The sequence below is a fragment of the Microbacterium suwonense genome, from assembly GCF_030296555.1.
Lineage (GTDB): Bacteria > Actinomycetota > Actinomycetes > Actinomycetales > Microbacteriaceae > Microbacterium > Microbacterium suwonense.
The window spans coordinates 1,348,179-1,367,136 of the sequence record NZ_AP027728.1 but is presented as its reverse complement, the minus strand read 5'-3'; the positions used below and the strand labels follow the sequence as shown (position 1 = coordinate 1,367,136).

The 18,958-nt window shown below is 69.6% G+C and carries 9 protein-coding genes, 1 tRNA gene and 3 pseudogenes; 9 read left to right on the top strand and 4 right to left on the bottom strand.

Annotation, left to right across the window (positions count from 1 at the left end; genetic code table 11):
- The first annotated feature begins 22 nt into the window (after positions 1-22).
- From QUE33_RS06890 to QUE33_RS06885, 3 genes are read left to right on the top strand one after another with little or no spacing between them, the layout of a single operon-like run.
- Positions 23-3,244: an ATP-dependent helicase gene (locus QUE33_RS06890; RefSeq protein WP_286302715.1), complete on the top strand. Its 3,222-nt coding sequence runs from the start codon at positions 23-25 to the stop codon at positions 3,242-3,244.
- The gene (locus QUE33_RS16115) at positions 3,208-4,449 is read left to right on the top strand and encodes a UvrD-helicase domain-containing protein (RefSeq protein WP_434019618.1); all 1,242 of its coding nucleotides are present in this window, start codon (positions 3,208-3,210) and stop codon (positions 4,447-4,449) included. The genes QUE33_RS06890 and QUE33_RS16115 overlap by 37 nt, the downstream gene beginning before the upstream one ends.
- On the top strand, positions 4,449-6,746 hold the full coding sequence (locus QUE33_RS06885) for an ATP-dependent DNA helicase (RefSeq protein ID WP_350226533.1): 2,298 nt from the start codon (positions 4,449-4,451) through the stop codon (positions 6,744-6,746). Before QUE33_RS16115 ends, QUE33_RS06885 begins: the two co-directional genes overlap by 1 nt.
- Here QUE33_RS06885 and QUE33_RS06880 read toward each other — a convergent pair.
- Positions 6,692-8,110, bottom strand: coding sequence for a phosphotransferase (locus tag QUE33_RS06880; RefSeq protein WP_286302714.1), 1,419 nt, complete (start codon positions 8,108-8,110; stop codon positions 6,692-6,694). The genes QUE33_RS06885 and QUE33_RS06880 overlap by 55 nt on opposite strands.
- A gap of 122 nt (positions 8,111-8,232) precedes the next feature.
- On the opposite strand from QUE33_RS06880, the pseudogene nudC reads away from it, so the two are divergent.
- Together nudC and QUE33_RS06870 are read left to right on the top strand one after the other, a co-directional pair.
- Positions 8,233-8,955: pseudogene (gene nudC, locus QUE33_RS06875) on the top strand (NAD(+) diphosphatase); the annotation flags it as partial.
- Positions 8,956-9,109: 154 nt separating this feature from the next.
- Positions 9,110-10,839, top strand: a pseudogene (locus tag QUE33_RS06870) (ATP-dependent helicase).
- A 192-nt stretch (positions 10,840-11,031) separates the two neighbouring features.
- Here the strand turns inward: QUE33_RS06870 and QUE33_RS06865 are convergent.
- On the bottom strand, positions 11,032-11,541 hold the full coding sequence (locus QUE33_RS06865) for a hypothetical protein (protein WP_286302713.1): 510 nt from the start codon (positions 11,539-11,541) through the stop codon (positions 11,032-11,034).
- A gap of 185 nt (positions 11,542-11,726) precedes the next feature.
- Positions 11,727-13,142 (bottom strand): annotated as a pseudogene (locus QUE33_RS06860) (zinc-dependent metalloprotease).
- Positions 13,143-13,260: 118 nt separating this feature from the next.
- Between QUE33_RS06860 and QUE33_RS06855 the strand changes: the two are divergent.
- From QUE33_RS06855 to QUE33_RS06845, 3 genes are all read left to right on the top strand, one after another.
- Positions 13,261-14,355 (top strand): YlbL family protein, encoded by a 1,095-nt coding sequence (locus QUE33_RS06855; RefSeq protein WP_286302712.1) that lies wholly within the window; start codon positions 13,261-13,263, stop codon positions 14,353-14,355.
- 60 nt (positions 14,356-14,415) lie between these two features.
- Positions 14,416-17,337 carry a UPF0182 family membrane protein gene (locus tag QUE33_RS06850; RefSeq protein WP_286302709.1) on the top strand — a complete coding sequence of 974 codons (2,922 nt, stop codon included), beginning with the start codon at positions 14,416-14,418 and terminating at the stop codon, positions 17,335-17,337.
- 186 nt (positions 17,338-17,523) lie between these two features.
- Positions 17,524-17,597: transfer RNA gene (locus QUE33_RS06845), tRNA-Met, on the top strand.
- A 110-nt stretch (positions 17,598-17,707) separates the two neighbouring features.
- Here the strand turns inward: QUE33_RS06845 and QUE33_RS06840 are convergent.
- Entirely contained in the window at positions 17,708-17,995 is a 288-nt protein-coding gene (locus QUE33_RS06840; protein ID WP_286302707.1) for a carboxymuconolactone decarboxylase family protein, read from the bottom strand.
- Positions 17,996-18,121: 126 nt separating this feature from the next.
- On the opposite strand from QUE33_RS06840, the gene QUE33_RS06835 reads away from it, so the two are divergent.
- Positions 18,122-18,859 carry a carbon-nitrogen hydrolase family protein gene (locus tag QUE33_RS06835; RefSeq protein ID WP_350226532.1) on the top strand — a complete coding sequence of 246 codons (738 nt, stop codon included), beginning with the start codon at positions 18,122-18,124 and terminating at the stop codon, positions 18,857-18,859.
- Positions 18,860-18,958: the final 99 nt, after the last annotated feature.

The following is an 18,958-nucleotide window of genomic DNA, read 5'->3' as shown; positions in this document are numbered from 1 at the left end:
GCGCGTCGCTAGCCTTGAGGTCATGATCGAGGATGCCGCCCAGCACGCCGTCGTGCACGTTCCTGCGATGGCATCCGGAGTGGTCATCGGCGCACCGGGAACGGGCAAGACGACGGCGCTCGTCGACCGTGTCGTGCACCTGCTGACAGCAGGGATGCGTCCGGAGGAGCTGCTCGTGCTCACCCCGAGCCGGCAGGCGGCGACGGCACTGCGCGACCGGGTGGGTGTGCGTGTGATGCAGGCCACACCCGGGCCGCTGGTGCGCTCACTGGCGTCCTTCGCCTTCCAGCTGGTGCGCGGCCTGACGGTACGGCACGGGATGGAGCCGCCGGCGCTGCTGACCGGCGCCGACCAGGATCGCATCATCGCCGATCTGCTTGCCGGCGATGCCGAGGACGGCACCCGTCGTTGGCCGGAGGGGCTGAGCCCCGTGGTGCGCGCATCGAAGGGGTTCCGCTCCGAGCTGCGCGCATTCCTCGCCGAATGCACAGAGCTGGGCGTGCGGCCGGGCGAGCTGGAGGAGTCCGGGCGGGAGGTCTGGCGAGCAGCCGCCGACTTCCTCGACGAGTACCGTGACGTGATGGCGGGGATGCGGGTGGCGCATCGCGACATCCCCGAGCTGCTGTCGGAGGCGACTGCCATTCTGCGCACAGCGGATGCCGCGGATCTGGGTCCGCTCGCGGCCCTGCGAACGGTGCTGATCGACGATGCGCAGGAGCTCACCCGGGGTGGTATCCGCCTGGTGCGCGCGCTGCGGGAACGCGGAATCGCCGTGCTCGCGTTCGGCGACCCCGACATCTCGTCCGGAGTGTTCCGCGGTGCCAGTCCGCAGCTCTTCGCCGAGCTCGCCCAGGTGCTCGGCGACGTGCTCGTGCTCGATGCCCCGCACCGGCAGAGCGAGGCGCTCACCGCCCTCACGCGCACCGTCACCCAGGCGATCGGCGTGGCGGGGCGAGTGGATCATCGTCGTCCCCCCAAAGAGACGACCGACGACGGCGTACGCACCCTGGTCGCGCCATCGCCGCACGAGGAGATCGACCGCATCGCCGCGACTCTGCGCGATTGGCATCTCACCGACGGGATCGCCTGGAGCGACATGGCGGTCATCGCCCACGACACCCGGCAGATCGTCACGCTCGAAGCCGAACTGGCCGCCCGCGAGGTGCCCACCCGTGCGGCCGGGGTGCCGCGCCCACTGGGCAGCGATGAAACGGTGCGCGCGATCGTCGAGATCGTTCGGCTGGGCCTCACGCCCGCCGCAGAGCGGGAGACCGGGCTGCTCGCCGAGGCGCTCGTCTCGCCGTTCGGCGGACTGGATGCCGTGGGGCTGCGTCGCCTGAGAGCCAGGCTGCGGCACGTCGAGCTCTCCGACGGCGGGTCGACGCCGGCGCGCGAACTGCTGCGCGAGGGGATGCAGTTCCCGCATCTGCTCGACCGGGTGGATGCTCCGGAGGCACGCACCGCCAAGCGGTTCGCCGAGACGCTCGCCCAGCTGCACGATGCGGCGTCCGCAGGGGACACCATCCATGAGCTGCTGTGGCGGGTATGGGATCGGGCTCGCGCCTTCGACGGCACGCCGTTGCACTCCGCGTGGCGCGCAGCGGCCGACCAGCCCGGAGGTGCAGAGATCGCCCGATCCCTGGACAGCCTGGTCGCATTGTTCGACGCGGCCAAGCGATTCGTGGAGCGCTCGCCGCAGGAGAAGCCGGCGCTGTTCATCCGCGACATACTCGACAGCGAGGTGCCCGAGGACACGCTCTCCGCACCCGACCGCCCGGGGCTGGTCACGCTGATGACGCCGGCGAGCGCGCTGGGTGCGGAGTTCGAGGCCGTGGTCGTCGCCGGCGTGCAGGACGGAGTGTGGCCGAATGTGCGGCTGCGCGGAGGGATGCTGGAGACCTGGCGCTTGGCCGAATGGCTCGCTGCCTCACGCACCGGATCACCGGAGGCGGTCCCCGGTGTGCTCGACCGTCGCCGGGCGGCGCTGCACGACGAGCTGCGGCTGTTCGTGCGTGCCATCTCCCGTGCGCGGACCCGACTGGTGGTCTCGGCAGTCGATGACGACGACATGTCGCCGAGCCCGTTCTTCTCGTTCCTGCCTGCGCCCCCGCCGGTCGAGCACGATGAGCAGCGCTTCGCGCACCCACTCACCCTGCGCGGACTGGTCGCCAGGCATCGTCGCACGCTGAACCTGTCCTCCGACGATGCCGAGCGGGACCACGCCGCCGGACAGCTGCGGCTGCTCGCCGAAGCAGGGGTGGCGGGGGCCGCGCCCGCCGACTGGTACGGCGTGGCGCCGCCGTCGAGCACGGCGCCGCTCCGCGATCTCAGCACCGCCCCGGTGAGGGTGTCGCCCTCGCGGATGGAGGCCTTCGAGGAGTGCGGACTGAACTGGGTGGTCGCTGCCCTCGGCGGCGATGCAGTCGCTCCGCCTTCTGCAGGCATCGGCACCATCGTGCACGAGGCGATGGAGCGGGTTCCCGACGGCGACCTCGAGGCGATGTCCGCCATCGTCGACGAGCACTGGCCGGAGCTCGACTTCGAGACGGCCTGGATCGGCCGGAAGGAGCGCCGGCGGGCCGACCTGTATGTGCAGCGGCTGCATGCCTATCTCGGCGAGGCTGCACGCGATGGCGGTCGCATGCTGGCAGCCGAGGCGGAGTTCCGTTTCGCCGTGGACCTGCAGACCGAGGAGGTGGTGAATGAGCTCTCGGATGCCCGGGACGCGGGGGCACCGCATGCCGAGGTGAGGGCGCATGCGGTGGTCAGCGGGATCATCGACCGCGTGGAGGCCTATCCGGCCGGCGCCGGGGAGCACGATGCGGCTCGCGGGCAGAAGTGGGACCGGATGGGCGACGGTGACGGCGGCGAGCGTGTGGTCGTGGTGGATCTGAAGACCGGCAAGTACGAGCCGGACACCGAGGCCAACGTCCGTGAGCATGCCCAGCTCGCCGCCTACCAGGTCGCTGTGCAGCAGGGGCTCATCGAGGGTGCACCGGCCGCGGCGCTGACCGGTGCGCGCCTGGTGATCGTCTCCAAGACCGTCGGCAAGGCCGAGTACCGGGTCGCGCATCAGCACACGCTCGACGCCGACGGCAGGGCGGCGTTCCTGCACCGTGTCGCCGAAGCGGGTCGTGGCATGGCTGCGAGCAGCTTCACCGCACAGGTCGAGGCGCACTGCGCCGACACGTTGGTGCGGGTGACGCCATGCCATATCCACACCGTCCCGGCGGTGAGCGCGTGAACACCACGGACGTTTCGAACGCCGCCCCGCCGGAGACAGCGGCTGGCTCCACGTGGCCGACACCATCGCTGATCTCCGCCGAGGTCATCGCGCTCGCTCTCGGACTGCCCGTGCCCACAGAGGAGCAGCAGCGAGTCATCCAGGCGCCGCCCGAGCCCGCGCTGGTGGTCGCCGGTGCCGGCAGCGGTAAGACCGAGACCATGTCCGGCCGTGTCGTCTGGCTGGTCGCCAACGGGCACGTGCGCGCTGACGAGGTGCTCGGTCTCACCTTCACACGCAAGGCGGCGGGTGAGCTCGGCGAGCGGATCGGCACCCGGTTGGAGACCATCGGACACTTCGGGCGGCGCGGACTGCTCCCGCACCTGCCCGAGCTCGTGGCGTCGGATGCGCTGCGCCGCGTGCACGACGCCGCCCCGGGGGCTCAGCGCGACACCGTGCGCACGCAGGTGCTTGACGCCCTCGCCGAGCGAATCGGCACCGGCTGGGACCCGCGCACGCCGCGCTCCGCGGAGGACCTGCTGATCCGGCCGCGGGTGTCGACCTACAACGCCTTCGCCGACGGCATCGTCCGCGAGCATGCCGCACGCATCGGCCGAGACCCCGAAGCGGCGATGCTCAGCCAGTCCGCGTCATGGCTGATCGCCCGTGCGGTGGTGCTGCGCGCCGAACTGCCGGGGCTGGAAGACATCGACCGGGCGCTCGGCACCGTCATCGACGCCGTGCAGAGGCTCGCCGCAGAGGTGCTCGACCACAGGGCCGACCTCGATGCCGTCGAGCGCATCGCCGTGCAGCAGGCCGCCGCATTCGAGCCGTATCGCAGCAACGGCGCCGTCGATGCCGCCGCACTCAACCTGCTGAGCATGCCGGTGCTGGTCGCGCTCGTGCGCGACTACATCGCCGAGAAGGAGCGCCGTGGCGTGCTCGACTTCGCCGATCAGGTCGGCGGCGCCTTCGACATCGTCGAGTCGGCCCCTGATGTGCGCGCAGAGCTGCGGGAACAGCATCGGGTGGTGCTGCTGGACGAATATCAGGACACCTCGGTGATCCAGACACGGTTCCTCGCGGCGCTGTTCCGCGACAGCGCCGTGATGGCGGTCGGCGACCCCCACCAGTCGATCTATGGCTGGCGGGGGCGAGCGCCGACAACCTCTACGCCTTCGGCCGGGCGTTCACGAAGACCGGGTCGGCCACGACGTACAGCCTGATGACCAGCTGGCGCAACGACGAACGCATCCTCGACGTCGCCAACCGCATCCTCGAGCCGCTCTCGCGACCCGGCCTCGACGTCCCCGCACTGCGGTCGCGCCCCGGAGCCGGCACCGGCCGGGTCGAGGTGGCCTTCCCGCATACGGTCGACGATGAGGCAGAGCACGTCGCCGAGTGGTTCGCGCGGCGCCGGGCCGAGCATGCCGCGTCCGGCGCACCGCGGGCGCACACCGGTGCCATCCTGTTCCGCTCCAAGCGGCACATGCACACCTTCGCGTCGGCGCTCGCCCGCCGTGACATCCCGCATCGCATCCTGGGTCTGGGAGGGCTGCTGTCTACCCCCGAGGTCGTCGACGTGGTGTCGATGCTGCGAGTGATCCATGACCCCACGGCGGGCTCCGCCCTGATCCGGCTGCTCGTCGGCCCCCGCTTCGCGGTCGGCCTCGCCGATATGGCCGCACTGCACGACCTGGCCACGGCGCTCGCGTCGCGTGACGCCGACCTCAGCCCGCTCTCGGACGAGGTGCGCCAGCGTCTGCGCTCATCACGGGGAGCGGACGAGGCCGTGTCGATCATCGACGCCGTCGACTTCCTGCGGACCGCGCCCGACGACTATCGGCTCGTCTCCGGCATCACCGCCCAGGGCCGGGCCCGTCTGCGCGCCGCGGGTGAGATCCTGGAGCGGCTGCGACGCTCCGCGGGCCTGCCGATCCCCGAGCTCATCCGGATGATCGAGCTCGAGCTGCGGCTGGACATCGAGCTTGCCGCCAACGAGTCGCGCGGGCCCGCGCGCGTGGCGGCCACGCAGCTGCGTGCGTTCACCGACGAGGTGCGCGCCTTTCTCAGCGCCGACGATCGCGGCACGATCGCCAGCCTGCTGGCCTGGCTCGACAAGGCCGAGAGCACCGACGAACTCATGCCCCGTCCGGAGCCGCCGGAGCCGGGCGTGGTGCAGCTGCTCACCATCCACGGCTCGAAGGGCTTGGAGTGGGATGCGGTATCAGTCGTCCGGTTAGTGGAGGACGAACTCCCCGGTCGGATCAGCGACACCTCCGGCTGGTTCGGCTTCGGCGTCGTCCCTTTCGCGCTGCGCGGCGACCGGGATGCGCTGCCGGAGTTCCGGTGGGATCCGCAGGCCGAGATGGATGCCGCAGGAGGCGACCCCGCCGCGCGGCACAAGGCGGCGCTGAGCGCGCTCGCTGCGGGGGTGACCAAGGCGTTCCCGCACGGCGGTGCGCTGCGGCGCTTCAGGGATGAGTACCGCGATTATCAGAAGCAGGAGGAGCGTCGGCTTGCCTACGTCGCCGTGACCCGTGCTCGCCGCGATCTGCTGCTGTCGGGCGCGCACTGGGCGGGGCAGGTCAAGCCGCGCAAGGCGAGCCCGTACCTGCAGGATGCGATCGAGGTGCTCGGGCTCGACGAGATCGGTTCGGTGGATCCGGACGAGAACCCCTACGACGGGCCGGGCCTGACCGCATCCTGGCCACTGGATCCGCTGGGCGGCAGGCGCCGTCGGGTCATGGCGGCCGCTGACGCGGTGCGGGCTGCGATGGCGGCGGCCGGGCCACCGGTGCCGAGTCCGCAGCTGGAGCGACTGCTCATCGAGCGAGCCGAGCGTCTGCGCGGGGCTGGGGCGGAGGCTCCCACCCGGGTGCCCGCATCGAGGTTCAAGGACTGGGTCACCGACTACCGCGGCACCCTGCGCGATCTGGGCCGGCCGATGCCGGAGCGCCCGTACACGCAGACCCGTATCGGCACCCTCTTCCACGCCTGGGTCGAGCACCGCTCCGGGCTGGTCGGGGCAGGATCGGCGGCGGAGAGCGCGCTGTGGGAGATCGACGAAGATGCGGATGCTGGAGCCGAGACCGTGCCGATGGGCGGCGCGAACGCCGGTGACGAGGTGGCGCTGGCATCGCTGCGCGAGATCTTCGAGCGCAGCGAGTGGGCTCAGCTGCAGCCGATCGCAGTCGAGATCGAGATCGACTTCTCCTTCGCCGAGGGGCACATCGTGATCTGCAAGCTCGACGCGGTGTATCGGCGTGAGGACCGCGGCGGACGCATCGAGATCGTCGACTGGAAGACCGGGCGCGCGCCGCGCACGGCCCGGGAACGCGAAGAGCGGATGCTGCAGCTCGCCCTCTACCGGCTGGCGTATCACCGCCGGTTCGGAGTGCCGCTGGAGCAGATCGATGTGGCGCTGTTCTACGTGGCGGACGACCTGGTCATCCGCGACGACCGGGTCTACTCCGAAGCGGAATTGGTCCAGCGCTGGAGCGCGGCACGCGCCGCGCGTTGAGCCTCATCGGCGGAATCGATGTCGCTGGGCTGCTGCTCGGCGCCATCGTCACCGGCCGTCGCGACCGACGAGCCTTTCGACTGGTCCTCCGTCGCGCGCAGCGATCCGCGGATCGTGCTGACCTCGGTCAGATCCTGTGTGGGCTCCTCCCACGACGCGGTTCCGCTGTCATCGGCGGATCGATCGTCCTCATCGGCATCCGTCGAGCTGTCGGCATCCGTCGAGCTGTCGGCATCCGTCGAGTCGCCGGCATCCGTGGAGTCGTCGGCCTCGTCGCTCGAGTCGGTATCGCCATCGCCATCGTCCGGCCACAGATCCTCCGCACGGTAGGCGTCGGTCTGCATCGACGTGTCCACGGCAGGCGCCGCTGTGTCGGGGGTCTGGTCGAGCACGTCCAGAGCCGAGTCGACTCCGCCGGTGTACGCGGCGACCACACGCAGATCGTCGCTGCGCAGACCCTCTGCGAGAGACTCCAGCAGCTCGGCCGCATCGTCGACGATGTCCGACTGCCGGGTCTCGTCGCCGTGCACCAGCCAGCGCGCGAACTCCAGCTCGGCGTGCAGTCGCGCGCGCACGCGCAGTGCGCTGTCCACCGCGCGGGTGGACGACGCGACGTAGGCGGCGTGCACGTCGTCGGCGGCATCCGGCGCACCGGAGAGCCAGCCGAGGTCCTCGGCGGGGTCGCCGACGGTCAGGCCGCTCCATCCGATCACGCCGGTCACCTGCGGACCGTCGTCGGGGTCGTCCTCGAAAAGGAACGACTGCGCCTGAAGACCCGCCAGGGTGACGGTGGACTCGAAGCGCCAGAAGTCGTCGTCATCGGTGGCGCTTCGCCACCGGTTCGTCAGCCGCACCGGAACGCGGCCGGTGGCCGCTGCTCGGTCGATGAGCTGTTGGATCTCGGCGCGCACACCACCGGCATCACGCACGGTCAGGCCCGCCGCACGCACCACAGAGGAGGGCAGCGCATGCACGGCCGCGATGGCTTGACCGATCGACACGGCGGCCCCGCGCCCTGCGGGGATATGCACGGCGTCGATCTGGAATCCGGGCATGAGATCGGTCACCTGAGCTCGAGCTTCGCCGACTCGCGTCTCGCCGAGGTGCGTGGGCACCTGGAACGGCAGCATCTCCCTGGCCCCGGCGGTCAGCGCGCGCAGCGCCAGGGACTCCTCGGCGAGCTCGCGTGCAGCCGCATCGTCGGCGGCCACGCGGATGACGAGTTCCCTGCCGTCGGAGAGGGTAGCGACGGCCGAGTCGAATCTTCCGTCCCCGTCCGAGGTCAGAGCTCGGGCGCCGACGACCTCCGCCCCGGGCAGTGCGGCCGTGACCGCCGCCACTAGAGTGAAAGGTGAGCGTGCCATGTCCTCCAGGGTAGGTGCGCACCCCAGCCGGTGCGCCCACGCCACGCCCTTGCTCCGGTTTACGACGATCGTCGCCGGTGTCCGTGACGGGCGAGTGGGCGGCACGAGAGCAGGAGGAGCGTATGACGGCGGAGCGCGAGATGCTCGACCGGGCCGCCGAGCTGCGCACCGAGGAGAACGTGCTCGCCCGGCTCCGGGAGACCCCGGGGACGCGGGTCGTAGTCGTGCGTGCGGGGAGGCTGCGGATCGCCGGCGACGAGGTCGTGCGCGTGGACGTCGACAGCGTGGGCGCCGCCGATTGGGCGCTGCTCGGCCGGGATCGCGATGGCTCTGCTCTGCTGCTGGCATCCGTTCCCACTGAGACCGACAGTATCGACAGCGCACCGGAGGAGACCTGGCTGGGCCTTCGCGACGTCGGCGGGCGACTGGGGGAGCACGAATCCGATCTGCTCGTCACGGCCATCGCGCTGGCGGGTTGGCTTTCGGACGCACGTCATTGCACGGCTTGCGGCGCCGCACTGGAGATCGTGCAGGCGGGCTGGGCGCGCAGCTGCCCGAGCTGCGGCGCCGAGCACTTCCCGCGCACCGATCCCGCAGTCATCGTCGCCGTCGAGAGCCCGGATGGCGCGCGGCTGCTGCTGGGAGCCAACGCGAACTGGCGGGGAAGCATGTACTCCTGCTTCGCCGGATTCGTCGAGGCGGGCGAATCGCTTGAGGACACCGTGCACCGTGAGCTGGGCGAGGAGGCTGGGGTGCGCGTGCGCGACCTGCGCTACATCTCCTCTCAGGCCTGGCCCTATCCGCGCTCCATCATGCTTGGCTTCCGGGCCGTGGCCGTCGATGAGCACGTCCAGGCGGATGGCGAGGAGATCCTCGAAGTGCGCTGGCTGAGCCGCGACGAGATCGGCAGTTCGCTCGCGGGGAGGGGCCGGTGGGTCTGCCGGGTTCCGCCTCGATCGCGCGGAGACTCATTGAGCAGTGGTACGAGGAGCGCGCGTAGTGGGTGCACTCGATTCCCTCGACGATCGGCAGCGCGAGGCGGCATCCGTGCTGCGCGGCCCGGTTGCGGTGCTGGCGGGTGCGGGAACCGGCAAGACCCGCGTCATCACCCACCGCATCGCACACGGCGTGGACACCGGTGCCTACTCGCCCTCGCGTGTCATGGCCGTCACCTTCACCGCGAAGGCCGCCGGCGAATTGCGTGGACGCCTGCGCGCGCTGGGTGTCGGCGGCGTCTCGGCACGCACCTTCCACAGTGCGGCGCTGGCGCAGCTGAACTTCTTCTGGCCCACGCTCACCGGCGACTCGGCCCCCGGCATCGTCGACAACAAGGTGCGGATGCTGGGTCAGGCCGCCGACGCGATGCGACTGCGGCCCAGCACCGCCACGCTGCGCGACATCGCCTCTGAGATCGAGTGGCGGAAGGTGTCGATGCTGTCGATCGAGCAGTACGCGCAGCAAGGGCGGCCGATCAGCGGCATCCGTCCGGAGCAGCTGATCGAGCTGCAGGCCGCCTATGAGGCGCTGAAGGACGAGCGCCGGCAGCTGGACTTCGAGGACGTGCTGCTGGCCTGCGCGGGAATGCTCGAGACCGAACGCCGGGTCGCTGCGGCCGTGCACGAGCAGTACCGGCACTTCACCGTCGATGAGTTCCAGGATGTCTCACCGCTGCAGAACCGGCTGCTGGAACTGTGGCTCGGAGATCGGCGGGACATCTGCGTGGTCGGCGATGCCAGCCAGACCATCTACTCCTTCGCGGGGCGCAGCAGCGCTACCTGCTGGAGTTCGAGAAGCGGTATCCGGATGCCACGGTCGTGCGTCTGGAGACCAACTACCGCTCACGGGCGCCGATCCTCGCCGCGGCCAATGCGCTGATGCGGGGCCGTCCCGGTGCTCTCGATCTCGTTCCTGCGAAGGGCGGTGCGGACGATGCTCTCGCCGAGGCGCCGACGGTCACCGCCTACGACAGCGAGCGTGACGAGGCCGAGGGCATCGCCGACGCGATCGCGGCGCACATCGCCGCGGGGGTCTCGCCGGCCGACATCGCCGTGCTGTACCGCGCGCATGCGCAGTCGGCCGTGCTGCAGCAGGCGATCGCCGCGCGCGGCATCGCCACCACCGTGCTGGGCGGCACGCGATTCTTCAGCATGCCCGAGGTGCGTCAGGCGGTGCTCGCACTGCGGGGTGCCGCCGTTGCCCCGACGGATGCCGGGTTCCTTCCCACCGTGCGCGACGTGCTGCGCGGGCTCGGGCTCACTGATGAGCCGCCCGAGGCTGGCGGCGCTCAGCGCGACGGCTGGGAGGCGCGCCGCGCGATCCTGCGCCTCGCCGAGGACGCTCCGGCGGGGACGACGCTGCGGGTGTTCGCCGATGACCTGATGGCGCGTGCGAAGGATCAGCACGAGCCGACGCTGCGCACCGTGACGCTGTCCACCCTGCATGCGGCGAAAGGCCTGGAATGGCCGCACGTGCTGCTGGCCGGATGGGCGGAGGGCGCTCTGCCGATCTCCTATGCCTCCTCGTTCGAGCACGTCGACGAGGAGCGGCGCCTGGCCTACGTCGGCATCACGCGGGCCGCGCGTACGCTGGCGATCTCGTGGTCGCGGAGTGCGGGGAGAGGGGAGCGGGCGCCGTCGCGCTTTCTGGCAGAGATCGGGACGACATCCCGAGGCACGGGCAGTCTGCGTGAGGTCGCACCGACTTCCAGGCGTGCCGCCCGTCGGGGCTGAGCCGCACCATCACCCCGGTGCGTTCGACCGGAGTGCGCAGCACCCTGGCGATCAGGGTAGCGGCGTGTGCGATTCGGGCGGAGCTGATCGACACCGAACGCCCCACCAGCTGCGCGTGCAGCGCCGGCCAGGCGGGGTCGCGCCGTCGCTCGTGCTCATCCCGGCACGACAGGCAGGGTGTGCGACCGGGGATCACGAGCGGTCCGATCGTGGCGGCCTCGTCCTCGAACGCGACCGGCAGGTGTGGACGGTCCTCGCGCAGGTAGCCCGCGAGCTGCAGTGCCGATGCGGCTCCCTCGAGCACGACGACCGTGACGGCTCCGGCAGAATCGGGGTCGGCGAGGAGATTCCTTCCTCTTCTAGCGCTCGCCGCATCCGCTCCTCGGTGCGACTGTCGGCGATGTTCACCCCCTCGACGCGCACCGGGGGCGCAGGCGGCGGATCGCTCACCAGCACCGGGCGCAGCCGTGCGAGCAGCTTGCGTGCGGCTGCGCGGGGAGCACCGAGGCCGTGCGCGATGACGTCGAAGCCCGACAGGCGGATGCCGGTGCGCAGCCGCGCGAGAAGCGGCTCCACCCACGGTTCGTCGATCTCGACGGTGACCATGCCCTCGAGGCCGAACTGCACGGTGCGCTCGTCCCGCCACAGCAGCGGGTAGCGTGCGTCGAGTCGGGTGATCCTGGCGGGCGGTCGTGGGCTCATACCCCGATTCTGGGCGTCCACCGGCATCCGCGGGCCGTGTTTGGGAGATCTGTGGATGAATCCTCACGATCCCCCGCCTGTGCAGAACCAGTCACCTTCCGCCGAGACCCCTCACCAGCGTCGAGGCCCCTCATGAATCGCGCAATTCATGAGGGGTCTCGACGCGCAGAGGGGGTTTCGGCGAATCAGACCGGGGTGGGTCCTTCGGGGGCGTCGTCTTCGGGGGCGTCCTTGTTCGGGGCGTCGTCGTTCGGGGCGTCGTCGTTCGGGGCGTCGTCGTTCGGGAAGTCCTCGCCGTCCAGCAGGCGGGCGAGCGCCTCGTCGAACTCGTCCGCAGCGGGGGTCTCACCGCGCTGCAGCGCCTGCAGGCGCTCGATGAGGGCGGACGGATCGTCGATGTCGCTGGAGAGCGGCATGAGATCGGGGTAGTCCCACAGCGTGTCGCGGGCGGCGATGCCGACGGCATCCGTCACCGCCTGCCACATCGCCGACGCCTCTCGCAGTCGACGCGGACGCAGCTTCAGCCCCACCAGCGCGCCCAGTGCGTCCTCGGCCGGACCGCCGACCGCGCGGCGGCGCCGGGCTGCTTCGGCGAGCCGTGCGCCGTCGGGGAGCCGCGCGATGGCCTGGCCGGTGACGACGTCCACCCAGCCGTCGATCGTCGCGATCAGGTTCTCCAGGCGGGTGAGCGCCTCGCGCTGCGCCTCGGTCTGTGCAGGCAGCAGCGCCCCGCCCTCGATCGCGGCGCGCAGCTTCCTCGGGATCGGTGGGATCCAGGCGCGAGGCGACGTCCTCGAGCGCATCGATGTCGACGGTCACTCCGCGCGCGAAGTCGGTGATCTGCGACAGCACGTGCAGGTGCAGCCATTTCGCGTGCCGGTACAGCCGCGCGTAGGCCAGTTCGCGCACTGCCAGATACAGGGCGATCTGATCCTCGGGGACCTCCAGCCCCTCTCCGAAAGCGGCGATGTTCTGCGGGATGACCGCGGCGGTCCCCGCCGGGAGCACCGGGATGCCGACGTCTCCCCCGAGACGACCTCGAGCGAGAGCCGGCCGAGCACCTGCCCGAACTGCGTGGCGAACAGCGAGCCGCCCAGGCCGCGCATCAGCTCGCCGGCGCCCTGCACCATGCCCTGCATCTCTTCAGGCACCTGTGTCTGCAGGGCGTCGGTGAGCGCGTCGGCGATGGAGGTCGAGACGGGCGAGGCGATCTCCTTCCACACCGGAAGGGTCTTCTGCACCCACTCGCCGCGGGTCATCGCCTGCGGGGTCGAGGTCAGCTCCGAGATCGTGGTGGCCTCGCTCAGCCACAGGTTCGCCAGACCGAAGGCGTCCGCCAGGGACGACTGCGCGCCGCTGGTGATGCTCAGTCCGTCGCGATTGGCGAGGTGCAGCGCCTGCTGCTCGGCGTTCTGCCATGGATCGCCGGAGAACATCCCCTTCATCTGCGCCATGATGCCCGACATCATGTTCGGGTCGAACCCGTCGCCCTGCATGTTCGAGAGCACCTCGCGCAGCGCCTCGGGATCGAACTGCCCGCCCGACATCATCCGGCGCAGCATCTCCTCGAAGTCGGAAGGGTCCTGATCGTCGTCTGCCATGCGTATCGCCCTCTCAGCATGCCCGTAGCGTGTGCGCTCTACGCTAGTCACACGATCCTGTGCTCCGCTCCGAGAAGCACGGATCCCTGTACGCCGCTCGCGAACGCCCGGAGGTCACGTGTCATCACGCCGCAGCAACGGCACGACCGTCGGCGTCGTCGCTCTGAGCGTCGCGCTGGTCGCGCTGGTCGGGCTGACCTTCATCCCGACCCAGTACGTGATCCAGCGCCCCGGCCCGGTTTTCGACACCCTCGGCACGGCTCTCGGCGCCGATGGCACTGAGGTGCCGCTGATCGAAGTCGACGGAGCGAAGACATATCCCACGGGCGGCTCTCTGGACCTGCTGACGGTGCAGACGGTCGGAAACAGGCAGCGCACGCCCACCTGGTTCGAGCTCGCGCTGGCCTGGTTCGATCCCACCCGAGCGGTGGTTCCGATCGACGCGGTGTTCCCCGAGGGGGTGACCAGCGAGCAGCGCGATGAGCGCAATGCGGCGCTGATGGTCGATTCCCAGCACGAAGCGACGGCCGCCGCGCTGACCGAATTGGGCTATGACGTGGGCGCCCAGGTCGAGGTGGTCAGCGTGATCGAGGGATCGCCCGCAGAGGGAAACCTGCAGGAAGGCGATCGGATCCTGGCGGTCGATGGGGCCGATGTCGATTCGGCGACGCTGCTGCGCGACGCGATTCAGAAGGCGAAGGGCGCGGAGGTCGAATTGAGCGTGCTGCGGGACGGCGAGACCCGCACTGTGGCGATCACGCCGCAGAAGACGACGGATGCCGATGGCGCGACGGTCTGGCTGATCGGTATCTCCCTGACCACCGACTACGACTTCCCGATCGACGTCCGACTGCAGCTGGACAACGTGGGCGGGCCGAGCGCCGGGATGATGTTCGCGCTCGGGATCATCGACACGCTCACTCCCGGCGAGCTCAACGGCGGGAAGAAAGTGGCCGGCACCGGCACGATCGACGCGGCCGGAGAGGTGGGGCCGATCGGCGGCATCCGTCAGAAGCTGTACGGGGCGCTGGATGCCGGCGCCACCGTCTTCCTGGCTCCGGAGAGTAACTGCGACGAGGTCGTCGGACACATCCCGGACGGTCTGCAGGTGTATCGCACCGGAAGCCTGGATGAGTCGCTGGACATCCTGAAGGTGATCGCCGAGGACGGCGATACCTCGAAGCTGCCGGTGTGCACGGCATCCGTCCGCTGATCCGTCCGCGCTGAGCGGAACCGGGAGTCAGTCCATAGCCGGCCTGCATAGTATGGCAGGGTGACCACCTCCTCTTCTTCTCCCGCGGCCACGCACAGCGCATCCCGTCGGATCCTCACGGTGTCGGTGGCGATCATCGTCGCCCTGATCGTGGCGTTCTTCATCTTCGCGTCGCTGTACACCGAATATCTCTGGTTCGACCAGCTGACATTCACGACGGTGCTGACCACGCAGTGGTTCGCGACCGTGTCGATGTTCGCGGTGGGATTCCTCGGCATGGCGCTGCCGATCTTCCTGTGCATCCAGCTCGCCTACCGGTTGCGACCGGTGTACGTGCGGCTGAGCTCGCAGCTTGATCGCTATCAGGAGGTCATCGAGCCGCTGCGCAGACTGGCCATGTGGGGCATGCCGGTGTTCTTCGGCATCTTCGCCGGATTCGCCGCCGCGGGCAACTGGAAGACCGTGTGGCTATGGGCGAACGGCGTGACCACCACGACCGTCGACCCCGAGTTCGGCGTCGACACCGGGTTCTACCTGTTCGCGATGCCGTTCTACTCGATGCTGCTCGCGTTCGTCTCGGCCGTGCTGCTGCTGTGCCTGGTGATCACCGCGCTGGTGTCGTACCTGTACGGCTCGGTGCGCGTCGGCCACCGCGAGCTGCGCATCTCGAAGCCGGCCCGCATCCAGCTGGCCATCCTGGCCGGGATCTACCTGGCCGTGCAGGCGGTGAGCCTGTGGCTGGATCGCTACCTCACCCTGGTGCAGCCCGAGGGGCGCATCACCGGCGCAGGGTACACCGGCGTGCACGCCACCATCCCGGGCCTGGCGATCCTGTCGATCATCGCGGCTGTCGTGGCCGTGCTGTTCCTGGTGACCGCGGCGATCGGCCGCTGGCGCTTCCCGCTCGCGGCGACCGGATTGTTCGTCGTCGCCTCGCTCGTGGTGGGCATGGGCTACCCCTGGGTGGTCACCACCTTCCAGGTAAAGCCGAACGAGAACAGCTATCAGGCGCAGTACTACGAGCGGAACATCAAGGCCACCAAGCAGGCGTTCGGTGTCGATGACATGGAGGTCACTCCGTTCAAGGCGACGACTGACACGGCCGCCGGTCAGCTGCGCGCCGACGCCGACACCACGGCATCCGTGCGCATCATGGACCCGGCCGTGATCGGACCGACCGTGCGGCAGCTGGAGCAGTACCGCTCCTACTACCAGTTCGCCCCTGAGCTGGATGTGGATCGCTACACGATCGACGGCAAGTCCCAGGACACGGTCGTCTCGGTGCGTGACCTGGACATGACCAAGCTCGGCGCCGGTGACAGCTGGAACAACCGCACCGCCGTGTACACGCACGGCTATGGGCTGGTCGCGATGGCGGGCAACGAGCGCACCTCCGACGGTGAGCCGGTTTTCCTCGAACAGGGCATCCCCACCTCGGGCTTCCTGAGCGAGAGCGAGAAGTTCCAGCCGCGGGTGTACTTCGGTGAGTCCTCGCCGGAATACTCCATCGTCGGTGCCCCCGAGGGCACCAAGCCGGTGGAGATCGACTATCCCCGCGGTCAGGACAGCGACAGCACCGACACCAAGACCACGTTCACGGGAGACGGCGGGCCGCGCATCGGCGACACGTTCACGAAGCTGCTGTACGCGCTGAAGTTCCAGTCGGAGCAGATCCTGTTCTCGAACCTGGTCAACTCCGAGTCGCAGATCCTGTACGACCGCGATCCGCTCACCCGCGTGCAGAAGGTCGCCCCGTACCTGACTCTGGATCACGACCCGTACCCGAGCGTGGTGGACGGCCACATCGTGTGGATCGTCGACGGCTTCACGACCAGCTCGGCGTACCCGTACTCCAAGACGGTCAGTCTGCGCGATGCCATCGCCGACGCGAACACCCCGGCATCCACCGTCGCGTTTGACAACATCAACTACATCCGCAACTCGGTCAAGGCCACCGTCGACGCCTACGACGGCTCCGTGAACCTGTATGCCTGGGACGCTGAGGATCCGATCCTCCAGGCCTGGCAGAAGGTCTACCCGGCCACGGTCAAGCCGATCAGCGAGATGTCGGCCGACCTGATCAGCCACGTGCGCTATCCGACCGACCTGTTCAAGGTGCAGCGGGCGATGCTCGGCGTCTACCACATCGATGACGCGGGCTCCTTCGCCCAGGAGGACAACCGCTGGCAGACGCCGGAGGACCCGCGCATCAAGTCGCAGCTGCAGCCGCCGTACTACCTGTCGATGAAGATGCCCGGTCAGGACGAGCCGCGCTTCTCGATGTTCTCGACCTTCATCCCCGCCGACGGGGCCGGCGAGAGCAGACAGGTGCTGATGGGCTACCTGGCGGTGGACTCCGACGCCGGGTCGACGGCCGGTGTCAAGGATCCGGACTACGGAAAGCTGCGGATGCTGGAGATCGACACCTCCACCACGGTGCCCGGGCCCGGCCAGGTGCAGAACACCTTCGACTCCGATGCCACGGTCGCCGAGAAGCTCAACGTGCTCACGATCGGTAAGTCCGAGGTGAAGTACGGCAACCTGCTGACCCTTCCGGTCGGCGGCGGACTGCTGTATGTGCAGCCGGTGTTCGTGCAGTCCTCCGAGGGCACGAAGCTGCCGAACCTCCGCAAGATCCTGGTCGCGTTCGGCGACAGGGTCGCGTTCGAGGACACGCTGACCGAGGCGCTCGATGCGCTCTTCGGCGGCGATGCCGGCGCGGTCGGCGGCGATGAGGGCGTGACGCCGCCCGATGACGAGGGCACCACGCCGCCCGATGGGGGCGAGACGACGCCGCCGGACGAGGGCGGCACTACCGCGCCACCGTCGGATGCCGTGGCGCAGGCGCTGTCGGATGCCAAGGAGGCGCTGACGGCACGTGAGGCCGCGCTGAAGGCCGGCGACCTGACGGAGTTCGCCGCCCAGGACAAGAAGCTCACCGCCGCGATCGAGAAGCTCCTTGCGCTGGAGGATCAGGACTGACCCGGAGCTCGCGATTCGGAACTCTGCTTCGTGGGGCCCATATGGTCGCTTCCCTCGCCGGGAGACGACCATATGGGCCCCGCGAATGTCCCGGCATGGGCGCCGAAAGGTCGACACGCCCGCGTGTATCGCGGACCCTGCTCGATTAGCCCCGGGATCTGGAGCGTGTTAGGCTATAAGACGTGCCGCGGGGTGGAGCAGTTCGGTAGCTCGCCGGGCTCATAACCCGGAGGTCGTAGGTTCAAATCCTGCCCCCGCAACGAGAATGCGACACAAGAAAGGCCCCTGATCAGGAGAAATCCGGATCAGGGGCCTTTCGCATGCGCGGCGGCTGCCGCTCAGCCGTGGCGCTCACACGCAGGCGACCTCGCTACTCGTGCGAGTGACCGTGCGCAGCATCCAGGGCGTTCAGCGCGACCACGGAGTGCGCGTAGGCGCCACCCGCCCGCATCTCCGCGGCGACCCAGATCGCCTCCATGATCTGCTCGTCCGTGGCTCCCTTGCGGGATGCCTGCTTCGTATGGCCGTCGATGCAGTACGGGCACTGCGTGACGTGGGCGACGGCGACGGCGATGAGCTGCTTGGTCGTCTCATCCAGCGCACCGGCGGCGAAGACCTGCTTGCTGAACGCCTCGAACGCGGCCGTGGTGTCGGGCACGAGCTGGCGGCGACGTCGGATCAGCTCAGGGCTGCGGGACGGGTAGGGGAGTCGGTCATGGGGTTTCCTTCCTCGGGTCGCCACCAGGCTATGCCCGTTGCGGGAGGCGGGTGCGAGGATGGGCATATGTCCGCATCCGCTCCGCTCGTCGCCGTCTGCCAGTTCGCTCCCACGGATTCCCGCGGGTCCAACATCCGGCGCGTGACCGAGCTCGTCACCGAGGCCGCGGCCCGCGGCGCCCGCGTGATCGTGCTTCCGGAGTACGCCAGCTTCTTCACCGACCCGATGGACGACTCGCTCGCGGCCAACGCCGAGACCCTCGACGGTCCCTTCGCGCAGGCGCTTCGGCGTCTCGCCGCCGAGCATGACGTCGTGGTCGTCGCAGGGCTGATCGAGCAGGCGGATGCCGGTCGGGTGCGCAACACCCTGGTCGCGGTGTCGGATGCCGGGGTGCAGGCGATGTACCGCAAGCAGCACCTCTACGATGCCTTCGGGCAGACCGAGTCTGCGTGGATCGAGGCGGGTGAGGCGGGTCAGACCTCGGTGTTCGACGTCGACGGCATCCGGTTCGGCATGATGACCTGCTACGACCTGCGCTTTCCCGAGGTGGCGCGCACGCTGGTGGACGCCGGGGCGGATGCCCTGATCGTGCCGGCCGAATGGGTACGCGGTGCGCTCAAGGAGCACCACTGGAACACGCTGCTGACCGCCCGCGCCATCGAGAACACCACCTATGTGATCGCCGCAGATCACCCGGCGCCCATCGGCGTCGGCCTTTCCCAGGTGATCGACCCCCAGGGGGTCGTCGTCGCAGGGGTCAGCGCGGGGAGGGCATCGCCCTGGCATCCGTCGATCCTCAGCTGATCGCCCGCACCCGCGAGATCAACCCCGTGCTGCGCCTGCGTCGCTACGTCGTCTCGCCGAAGGGCTGATCGCCCCACCTTCGCGGGGCGCGAATGGTCG

What these genes read in the sequence shown, in the direction of transcription:
- QUE33_RS06890 (WP_286302715.1), top strand. Translation starts at nt 23, where the DNA reads ATGATCGAGGATGCCGCCCAGCACGCCGTCGTGCACGTTCCTGCGATG.
- QUE33_RS16115 (WP_434019618.1), top strand. Translation starts at nt 3,208, where the DNA reads ATGCCATATCCACACCGTCCCGGCGGTGAGCGCGTGAACACCACGGAC.
- QUE33_RS06885 (WP_350226533.1), top strand. Translation starts at nt 4,449, where the DNA reads ATGACCAGCTGGCGCAACGACGAACGCATCCTCGACGTCGCCAACCGC.
- QUE33_RS06880 (WP_286302714.1), bottom strand. Translation starts at nt 8,110, where the DNA reads ATGGCACGCTCACCTTTCACTCTAGTGGCGGCGGTCACGGCCGCACTG.
- QUE33_RS06865 (WP_286302713.1), bottom strand. Translation starts at nt 11,541, where the DNA reads ATGAGCCCACGACCGCCCGCCAGGATCACCCGACTCGACGCACGCTAC.
- QUE33_RS06835 (WP_350226532.1), top strand. Translation starts at nt 18,122, where the DNA reads ATGTCCGCATCCGCTCCGCTCGTCGCCGTCTGCCAGTTCGCTCCCACG.